We start from the raw sequence: 9,627 nt of genomic DNA, 5'->3' as shown, positions 1-9,627 counted from the left end.
CCGGATTGGGTAAGCCATCAGACCCAGGAATATCCCTCCAAATTCCTCCCGGCTGAAACCGGGGATACGACAAGGCGCCTCATGGCGCACTGCCAGGCATCGGCGACCTGCATCGCCTGCGGGGCACCGTTTCGGGCCCCCTCCGCGTAGGCGTCGGCCCGGTGCCGGCAGATCACCTCCACCTCCGGGTGCCGTCGAAGCCATGCGGCCAGCGGCTCAGCGTCCCGGCCGGGCAGGACGTCGACTGGGCGGCGGACGTACCGGCCGTGCACCCGCCACGACGGCATACCGCAACCCGGGCATCTCACCGGCAACGTCTCACAGCCTACGCGGAGCGTGATGACCCAGCCGTTCGCTTGATCGACTCGATGACAACTCCGGACAGATGCGGCAAGGACCGCCCCAACACCCCTGAACCGCACACACGGAGACTGCCCAGCTCCGCCCTGCGACATCACAAGATCACCGACAGAGCCGAATTACGTGATCGTCCACACACCCGCACCACCCTCGGCATCAACCAAGCTATCCGACCCCGATCCCATGTCGTCAAAGGATCGCGGTGTCACCCTGTCGTCGCCCATCGGCTCAACCTGACGGCGGACGCTGAGTACCCACCCCGCACGCGAAGATCGACAACGTCGGATCTCGCCGGGGAGGACACATATGACCACGCATGCCAGGGACACAGCAGCAACAGCCGCCGAGATGTCAGTCGGCGCACCGGCCGGCCGCAAGCCCGTCGAGCCCGTTCCCCGCTGGGCGGTCCGGGTGGCCCATGCCATCCCGCTGTGTGTCCTGCCGTCTGGGTTATGGCGTGTCGCGCTGGTGCTTGGCCTGGCCGGCTACGACGCGGACTACCACTGGGCGGTGTGGGAACGCCCATATGTGATCGGGCTGTCCGTGGTCTCCGAAGGACTCGCCCTGCTCGCCCTCGGGCTGGTGAGGCCGTGGGGCGAAGTCGTCCCGCCTTGGGTGCCGGGGCTGCACGGTAGACGGATCCCGATCCCGGCGGTGGTCATTCCGGCCGCACTCGGGGCAACGCTGATCATGATGTTCTGCGCGTACGCCGTGCTGAACCAGATATTCGGTTTCGTGGAGCCGATGAACGAGAACGGCGACGGTTCCCCTACCAGCGGTCCGGCCGCCTGGGCGCTGTGGACGGCGTACGCCCCGCTCCTCGCCTGGGGCCCGCTCCTGGCGATCCTCACCGTCGCGTACTACCGACGCCGCCGAGCGAACCACGCATCGGCTGCCGCTCGGCCCGAAGCCGGATAGCCGGTCCGAGCGGGCCTGCCGTTGCACAGGCAGCGTCGGCCATCGCCACATCGCACGTCCACACACATGGCACTCCACGGGCGGATCCTCACACGCCTCCGTGCGTGGCCCCAACCCGCTGACACCGCGCGACTTACCAAACACCCCCGCCGGGACAAAACACTCTTCAAGACCGCACGTGAAAAACTTCTCCGGCTACCACAACGCCACAAAAACCCCAGCTCAGAAACCACACACCACAGCTGCAAATCCCGAAACGATCACTGGCCCCCCAGGTCAGCGCCACACTCGCCCAGACCCACCCAGTGATCACTAACGGATTTGTCAGACACCTCACAGGTGCGGACCGGCAACGCGCCCCGCGCGATGGCCACCTGGCGCAACCTCGCCATCGGAGACCTCCGCACGGCCGGAGCGAAGAACACCGCGGCCGGCCTCCGCCGCAACGCCCGCGACCCTTGCCGTCCCCTCGCACTCCTCGGCCTCGGTGATCACGAACCGGACGTCACGCGACTACGCCGAAGCCCTGGCTGGCCCGCCCCCTATGTGCCCTTCGGGCAGGTCGCTTCGCTCCCGGGCCCCTTTTAGGCGCTTCGCGCCGGGGCCCGCCCCCGCGGGGCAAAGGAAGCGACCCCCTCCGGCCTGGTGGCCGAGTGGGCCGCCGCAGCCCCGTTCCCCGCCGCTGCGTGGGGGCGACCGCGAGGGACCCCCGGGATGGTGTGGAGGTCCCCCCATTTGGCGCGCGGGGTCCCCTGGCTGGCGCGTGCGGACCCTGGGCCAAGTGGCTTTCCGCCCATAGCGTGGCGAAAGGCGCCGGGCACTCCGCGTCTTCTACTGTGGGGGAAATGATGAAGCGTAAATTCGCTCTCACTGGTGCGATGGCGGCGAGTCTGCTCATGCTGTCGAGCGGGAACGCGTGGGCAGGGACGAATATAACTGAGGTATACACCACAGATTGGGCTCCGGGTGGTGTGGGCTCATTCTTAGCCAATGGCGATCTGACCCAGGTCTGCGATGCGCAGGTAGATGGGTACGCGGCAGTGGCTTATCTGCGCCGTTGGGATGGTCCGCTCTGGAAGACGGTCGTCGCTAATGGAGGCTCCGGCACTTGCAATTCGGGATCCATTGACATTCCGGAAGGGCAGCGCGTAACGCTCACTGTCTGCTTGAGGAAGGATAACGTGGATTCCTTCTGCCGAACGAAGACTGGCGGAGTTGCTTAACCTGACGTCGTGAGTCAATGCTCGCCCCCTCCCAGGAGGGGGCGAGCATTTCTTGTCTACGGCGCAACCTCGCCCGGGAGTTGCGGCGGCATCGCCGCCTGACTCGCCGGCCTCGCTTCGGACTCGTTGGTCGTTGACCAGTTGCTGACCGGGACGCCCATGGCGCAGCGGCCGTGCCCAATGGAGCCGCTCATCCATGCCGCGCCGCCGTCGAGCAGCCGGGCGAGTACGCGTTCCGTGCGTGCGTCGCTGCCGAACGCGGCGCAGACGTGGATGAACACATCCGCCCCAAGACGCTTGCTCGGCCGGAGCACCTATAGCCCTCCCACCCTGACCTGCACGGCCTCCGGGGCGAAGGTCCTGGAAGACGACGTCGACAACCCCGCGATCGCGCAGTCGACCGGCGGCGTATCACGACCCCGACGCCCCGCCACCAAGACCAGTTGAGGCCACCGTTCTGGGGGCCGGGCCGGGATGTGTCGTCAGCGGCAGAACGAGGCCGTCCCCAGGGGTGTCCCTGTGCTGCAGGGCAGCAAGCGGCGGGGGCGCTCGGGGCGCGGACCCTTCGGGGAGGGCTGCGGAGCAGCGGCGTCCGGGCCGACCCCTCGGCCCGGGAGGGCTTCCACACGGCCGATGGCGTTGCCGATGAGTTCGGTGAACCAGAGGTTCCGGTCAGGCCCGGTCGCCATGTTGAAGGGCACCTTGTCCGCACCGCCCGGCACCGGGAACTCGGTGATCTCCCCCGTCGGGGTGATCCGCCCGACGTGGCCGAGCTGGTCGGCGTACCACATGTTCCCGTCGGGCCCGCGGGTCATGCCGTCGGCACCTCCGCCCGGGTTCGGCCGGGGGAAGATCGTGATGGTGCCCGACCGGGTGATCCGCCCGATCTTGTTCGTACCGTTCTCCGTGAACCACAGGGCGCGGTCGGCACCGAGTGTGATGCCCGTGGGAAAGCTGCCCGCAACGGGCAGGGGGAACTCCGTGACCGCGCCCTCGGTCGTGATCCGCCCGATCTTGTCGGCAGCGCCCTCGGTGAACCACAGGGCACGGTCGGGGCCCTGCGTGATGTCGAAGGGGAAGCTCGACTCGGTGGGTAGGGCGAACTCGGTCATGGCGCCGCCGGTCGTGATGCGCCCGACCTTGCCGGCATTGGACTCGGTGAACCACAGCGCCCGGTCCGGTCCCGCCGTGATCCCGGCGGGGAAGCTGTCAGGGGTCGTGATCGGGTACTCCGTCACATCCCCCACGTCGGCCCGGGTGAGAGCGGCCTGCATCACGACCGCGAGCAGCGCTCCCAGGGAGACGGTGAACAGGCGGTTGAGCCGTCGTCGGATCGTAGGCGTGCCCGGCATGGACCAGCCCCTTTACGGTGAGCGGCGGGAAGGCGACAGGTGATGGCTTATCAGCTCAGGGTCGGGACCCGCCCGGCCCGCGCCACCGGGTCGGCCGTAGACCAGCCGACTGCCGTAGTCGGCCGGGGATACGAAAATCCCCCGGCGGCGCACCAGGCACGTCAGGCACATCCGGCACGTCAGAAGGCCACCCCGCCTCGGCCCGCGCAGCTCGAAGCGCCCGCTCGGACGTGCCGCCCTTGGCCCGCCGGCGGAATCGGATGTGCAGGATGGTCCATGGTCCGTACCGCTCAGGCACACCCCACCAGGCCGTACCGGTGCGGAACTCCACACGTTCCCCGTCGAGCACCTTCCGGTCGTCCGACCGCTTCCGCCCCCCTCCTCCCCCTTGAAGGACTCGGGCAGGAGCGGGCCGATCAACCCGCGCTCAGATCACCAGCAGCCCAGGTAGACGTGGCGTGAGCTGCTGGTGGCGCACAACGGACTCGTCTGCCGCGCGACGTTCACCGTGCCGTCTCCGGGCCGACCGTTACGCCGACTGGTTGACGATCGCGTTGAATGCTGCAGCGTGCCGATGACTTCCGAACCCGGGGCAGCGACCACCGGCCGCGTACAGCGTGACCGGCTCCAGCAGCACACATGGCTGGTTGACCGGAGGGAACGCCTTGACCGGCGCCTGGTTGCCGCTCGCGTCCGCCGACGTCAGCGTGGCGTACTTCGCCGGGTCGTGGACCCAAGGACGGTCTCAACGCCCGTGGCCTTGTCGATGGACGACACAGCGAGAGACAGCCCGACGAACAGCACCCCGGCTGACGTCAGGACGCTGAGCGGAGTCGACGTCGCGTCCGGCATCGCAAGAACAACGGTGGTACCGCTGTCGGGGTGGACGGGCGCGCGTCCGCCTCCGATCTGAACCCGTAAACCTCCATGACCATTTCGTCCTGGCTGCCCGTCCGCACAATGAGGCTGATGCCGCCCCTCGAAGCCGAGCGAGAGGGCTCCCACAGGGTCCAACTCGAGCAGCACGTTGGCGGCGTACATGCGGCAAGGGATGTCCACTCCCACCGGCGGCAGAGAAGGCGGCACGTCCGTCCCGGTCCGCATGTGCTGCTGACCCGCAAAGGCACCTGTGCCAGTGGAGGATCGCGGGTGCAAACGTGGTGCGGGCGGCTTCCGCCGAGACGTGCGGGGCCCATGAGCATCTCGGACCAGATCCTGGCACCGCACTGGGTGTTGATGCGCTCCTGTCAAAATCATTGAAAAGCAATATGACATGTGCCATTTTACAGCGCAGCCCGTCGCCGACGGGACCTCAACTCCCATCCCCAGGAGTGAACTTTGCGCGCCATGGCCCTCGCCACCACCCTGCTCATAGCCGCCATCGCAGCCTCCCCCGCCCAGGCCTCCCAGACCTCTCAGGGCGATCCGAAGCCGGACCACGTCTTCGCTGACCCTGGCCAGCGCCCGGCCCACGGCAATGCCAATGGCGCTCCCGGCGAGACCGGGACCACCTTCGGCAGACTGGAGTCGCGCATCCTGCCGATCGTCCACAACTGCAGCCCCACGCTGCGGATCCGCGCCCAGGAGATGACCGCTGCCCAGCTGACGGCGACGTGCACGAGCCTGGCCAACCAGGACGCCTACTTCCACGGCGTGGTCAATGACTCCGGGCCGGTCGCGAACGACTACAACACAACCCTGGAGGTCGACGTCTTCAACTCCAGCGCCGACTACAAGGCCTACGCGAGGAAGATCTACGGCATCGACACCAACAACGGCGGCATGTACCTGGAGGGAGACCCCTCCAAGACTGGCAACCAGGCGCGGTTCATATGCTACGAGCGCACCGATGTGAGCCCCGGCTGGCAGATCTGGAACCTCAACCACGAGTACACCCACTACCTCGACGGCCGCTTCAACCTGCACGGCGACTTCAACGCCAGCCAGACCACCCCCACCGTGTGGTGGGGCGAGGGCATCGCGGAGTACATCTCCTACTCCTACCGCGGCGTCACCTACGCCAGCGCGCTCGCCGAGGCCGGCAAGCACACGTACTCCCTGCGGACGCTGTTCGACACCACCTACGCCAACAGCGACGTCAGCCGCACCTACAACTGGGGCTACCTTGCCGCCCGCTACATGGTCGAGAAGCACCCGGCCGACGTCAGCACCGTCCTCGGCTACTACCGCACAGGAGACTGGACCGCCGCCCGTTCCTTCCTCACCTCGCTGGACTATGAGAGCGACTGGAACGCCTGGCTGACAGCCGTGGCAGCGGGCGCCTGACCCGTACGCACGCCCCTTACGGCCGGACTCCCCCGAACAAGCATCACAACCCCTGAAACGACGAAGGCCCCGTTCGATCTTTCGATCGGACGGGATCTCGTCACCATGCGTGAGCCAATACAGCAACTCGAAGGGCAGGCTCCAGAACCGGCCGTGGTCGCCGCGCGCGCGGCGACCACGTCACCGGCGACACCCTCAACGACTGCGTCCGCCACCGCGCCTATCTGGCCAGCCTGCCCCGCCTGGCACCTGATCACCTCGCACGGCCCGCGCCGCGGGGGCGCCCAGCAGATCGCGAATGCGGACGGTGACCCGACGCAACAGGGCCGCTGGAAGCCGGGGTCGGCCACGTGAAGCGCGAGTACCTCGACCGGGCCCAGTCCCGGGCGCAGCACCCCGTGGCAGGTCCAGCCCGGGCGTTGCAGGGCTGTGGCAGACCGGCTGGCGGAGGTGGTCCGGGAGGTGAGGGCCTGGGCCGTTCGCGGGGCAGCTTCACGAGCAAGATCCATCTGAGCGCTGACGGACGCTGCCACCGCTGTCCTTGCTCGTTACTGCCGGCCCGCGCGGTGGCCACCCGCTACGACTGTGAGGATGTTTGGGTGCCACTCCGGGTGGTGGCCTGACCCGCGTTACGACTGCCCCTGATGCCTTGCGTTTGATCTGTCGGCCACTGTCTGGGGCGGAACTCGCTGCCGCTGGACGGCGGGCGTGTCCCGATAGGGGCCTTCGCGCGAGGCACCGTCACAGTCCTGACCGCCCCGACTGATCCAGCGATGGCCGCCCCGCTTCCCATGGCTGCAGGAGACATGTGACCGTGACCAGGATGACCCAGCCCACCCCGCGGGACCAAGGCAGCCCCGACATCGTGCTGGGTGTCGACACGCACAAGGACGTCCACGTTGCCGCCGTGGTCACGACCGCCGGGCGCCTTCGTCGAGAGCCGGAGCTTTCGAGCCAGCCCAGCCCCCTGCGGATCAGCATCGTAGAGGGGGCTGGTACTTCGAATGGACCGGCGAACGTGTGTCAAAACCGTGCCGGGACTTGATCCACACCGACGGCAGTGTGGGCACAGACGTCGACGGCAGCAGCCCCTACCTCCGCACCGCCCCGTCCCTCCCGCACTTGATCGAATCACATGCCCTCACCGACGCCGTCGCGACGTGGAAGCCATGGCCCGCGGGTAGTTTTACCGCCTCGGCCATCGCGCTCCTCGACGGCCTGGTGGAAGTGCCCGAAGCCTCATGGGGTTCCTCGCGGTGGCGGCTGTCAGACACCGTTGCCGTCATGGGCTACGACACCTGGGATCGCGAGCACCCGCGCCGCCTGGCCCGTGTCTGGTCCCGCGGTGAAGCCGGTCACCACCAGGTGCGGACACTCCTGGACTGATCGCACAACGGGGCTGCGGTCAGGGCGACGGCGTGCCCGACTGTGGCACGACCTCGTTGAGGCGCCGGTCATCGACCTGAATTTCGAGATGTGGCCAGGCCGTCGTCAGGCTCGAAAGGTCGCCGACCGCCGGCAGGGTCACCGGACCCAACGACGTGTCCGGCCTGAAATGGACCAGCGTCCCGGTCGTGCCGTCGACCTCAACGCGCTCGAGATCGGTGACGGGTACGCCGTGTTCGTAACGCTGAGTCCAGGCCCCTTCGAGGCGGCGGTTGGTATGGGCGAGCCACTCACTGAGCGCCGCAACCACGGACATGCCGCGCCGAGGATGGCCGTCAGGCAGCACCTCGGCCTGCGGGAAATCAAAGAACCGGAGATCCTTCGTAGCCATGACCGGCTTCTTCACGCTCCGGCCGTGCTCGTCCACGCGGGTGTCAGTGCCCCGTCCGTCATCCCGGACGGACACGGAGCCGTCGGGATGGAGAACGACGACGCAGCGTCCCCCGCCCGTGCTTGACGCTTCGTCGACGGCGTAGGCGAGAACCTCAAGGACGAGGTGCCACGGTCCATCCGGAGCGAACTCCTCGGGACTCTGCCGGATATGCGCCAGATGATCCGCATCAACAGAGCCGGACCAATCATGCGTCGTGTTAACCCAGGAAGCCCTCTGTACGTCCATCGGACAAGTATCCCCCTGGTGACCACGGCCTTGAGGTCACTCCCCTGGCTGAACGTCGTGACGACCCGGGACCCGGGGGCGGCCCGGCGGTGCGCGCCGCCCCTGGGGATCACTTGGACTGGTGGACGCCGAAGACGCCGAGCACCGGGTCGGCGTCCTCATGGCCCTGGTTCCAGAAGGCGATGACGCCGTGGTCGCCGTCGCTCGCCTGCACCTGGTTCGGGACGGTCGCGCCGGATGTCCAGTTGACGTTGGAGGAGCCGGGGCGCGGCCCGATGGGGCGCGGCGCTCCCGCCTTCCGTCGGCGGTGGGTAGGGGCTGGGCGCCACGGAGAGGTATCCGGTGCCGCCCGTCTCGATGACCGTGGTGCTCAGCACGTAGGCCTCGACGCCCGTCGCGTCCTCGGGCGTGACTCCCTGCGTGATGTACCCCCGGGCCCGGAACCTGCCGCCGGGTCGGCCGTACGCCTCCTCGCGGATGCCGAACGCCCGGAAGGGGGGTGAGAAGGGCAGGTAGGCGCCTTGCTGTCGCCTGGCTCATCCGGGCCCCGTCCCGGGCTGATGCCCGGCGTAATGATCCGTTCTTGGGAACCGAGTAGGCCCGCGTTGCAGCGCGGGTCGGGAAGGTGTGCCCCATAAACCTCGCAGCATGAACGTGCTCAGCTGACACACTGAGGCCGAACCGCAGACGCACAGAGGACCCAGACGCCCCCATGCCGAACCCACTCGACGCTCCCGACGCGGTGGAAGCCGCAGCTGAACCGCTCGAGGAGCTGCTCGACGACTGCAACCATGTGTCGTACATAGAGCTGCTCCATGTAGTCCCAGTGGCTGGGACGTCACCCGGTCATGACTGGATGAAGGGTCTCGCTCAAGCCGTGTACGACGCGGGGGCCAGTGGACACCAGATAGGAACGGAGGTCCACCCGTTCGAGTCACCGCACGCCTGGCGGGACGTCCTCCGCCGAGAGGTGACCGACGGGTACATGCAGCCCGCCAAGAAGTGGCCAGACGCCAACCTGCGCACGCCGGTTGAGATCCGGCAGGCAGGCGAACTCGCCGATGGCGTCGCCGACCTCATCGAAGCACATCTGGGGCCCGTCCGAGCTTGCGCCGACGTCTACGGCCCGACGCGCTACATATGGTGGCGCGACTTGCTGCTGGTCACCAGCGACTGGGCCACCATCCTGCATCTCGAGATTTCCGACTGACCGAACACGCCCCCGTCCACTGCCCCGCCGCCTCAACGACTCTCATCGTCCACAACTCGTGACAATTACTCGGTCGTCAGGGCCGAACAGTCCGCATCAGCTCCTCACTCACGGCGCGCTTCCCGGTGAACGCCTCGGGCCGTTGCACGCGCCCGCCCTTGGCTGGACGGGCCAAGGGCGGCGCCCTCTCAGGGGCGCACCTGCGTCTTGTTC

Annotated in this window: 6 protein-coding genes and 2 pseudogenes; 4 read left to right on the top strand and 4 right to left on the bottom strand. The window is 67.8% G+C overall.

Translation table 11 applies throughout. The annotated features are described in order from the left end of the window. The first annotated feature begins 666 nt into the window (after positions 1-666). The gene (locus tag AB0O21_RS35885) at positions 667-1,278 is read left to right on the top strand and encodes a hypothetical protein (RefSeq protein WP_365178652.1); all 612 of its coding nucleotides are present in this window, start codon (positions 667-669) and stop codon (positions 1,276-1,278) included. Between the two features lie 1,279 nt (positions 1,279-2,557). Here the strand turns inward: AB0O21_RS35885 and AB0O21_RS35880 are convergent. The 3 genes and pseudogenes from AB0O21_RS35880 to AB0O21_RS35870 all read right to left on the bottom strand — a co-directional run. Continuing rightward, positions 2,558-2,782 carry a hypothetical protein gene (locus AB0O21_RS35880; protein ID WP_365178650.1) on the bottom strand — a complete coding sequence of 75 codons (225 nt, stop codon included), beginning with the start codon at positions 2,780-2,782 and terminating at the stop codon, positions 2,558-2,560. Positions 2,783-2,983: 201 nt separating this feature from the next. Continuing rightward, a complete protein-coding gene (locus AB0O21_RS35875; protein ID WP_365178647.1) occupies positions 2,984-3,853 on the bottom strand; it encodes a virginiamycin B lyase in 870 nt (289 codons plus the stop codon). A 55-nt stretch (positions 3,854-3,908) separates the two neighbouring features. Further along, positions 3,909-4,226, bottom strand: a pseudogene (locus tag AB0O21_RS35870) (transposase); the annotation flags it as partial. Positions 4,227-5,371: 1,145 nt separating this feature from the next. Here AB0O21_RS35870 and AB0O21_RS35865 point away from each other — a divergent pair. Both AB0O21_RS35865 and AB0O21_RS35860 read left to right on the top strand, forming a co-directional pair. Next, positions 5,372-6,133 (top strand): annotated as a pseudogene (locus AB0O21_RS35865) (collagenase); the annotation flags it as partial. 1,047 nt (positions 6,134-7,180) lie between these two features. Beyond that, positions 7,181-7,525 carry a hypothetical protein gene (locus AB0O21_RS35860; RefSeq protein ID WP_365178645.1) on the top strand — a complete coding sequence of 115 codons (345 nt, stop codon included), beginning with the start codon at positions 7,181-7,183 and terminating at the stop codon, positions 7,523-7,525. Between the two features lie 19 nt (positions 7,526-7,544). On the opposite strand, the gene AB0O21_RS35855 is transcribed toward AB0O21_RS35860, so the two are convergent. Further along, positions 7,545-8,204: an ATP-binding protein gene (locus AB0O21_RS35855; RefSeq protein ID WP_365178643.1), complete on the bottom strand. Its 660-nt coding sequence runs from the start codon at positions 8,202-8,204 to the stop codon at positions 7,545-7,547. A gap of 712 nt (positions 8,205-8,916) precedes the next feature. Here AB0O21_RS35855 and AB0O21_RS35850 point away from each other — a divergent pair. Next, positions 8,917-9,414, top strand: a complete 498-nt coding sequence (locus tag AB0O21_RS35850) for a hypothetical protein (protein WP_365178640.1) — start codon at positions 8,917-8,919, stop codon at positions 9,412-9,414. Positions 9,415-9,627: the final 213 nt, after the last annotated feature.

The sequence above is a fragment of the Streptomyces sp. NPDC091371 genome, assembly GCF_040684275.1.
Taxonomy (GTDB): domain Bacteria; phylum Actinomycetota; class Actinomycetes; order Streptomycetales; family Streptomycetaceae; genus Streptomyces.
The sequence above is the reverse complement of the archived record's forward strand: the minus strand, read 5'-3'. Positions and strand labels throughout refer to the sequence as shown.

What these genes read in the sequence shown, in the direction of transcription:
- AB0O21_RS35855 (WP_365178643.1), bottom strand. Translation starts at nt 8,204, where the DNA reads ATGGACGTACAGAGGGCTTCCTGGGTTAACACGACGCATGATTGGTCC.
- AB0O21_RS35875 (WP_365178647.1), bottom strand. Translation starts at nt 3,853, where the DNA reads ATGCCGGGCACGCCTACGATCCGACGACGGCTCAACCGCCTGTTCACC.
- AB0O21_RS35850 (WP_365178640.1), top strand. Translation starts at nt 8,917, where the DNA reads ATGCCGAACCCACTCGACGCTCCCGACGCGGTGGAAGCCGCAGCTGAA.
- AB0O21_RS35885 (WP_365178652.1), top strand. Translation starts at nt 667, where the DNA reads ATGACCACGCATGCCAGGGACACAGCAGCAACAGCCGCCGAGATGTCA.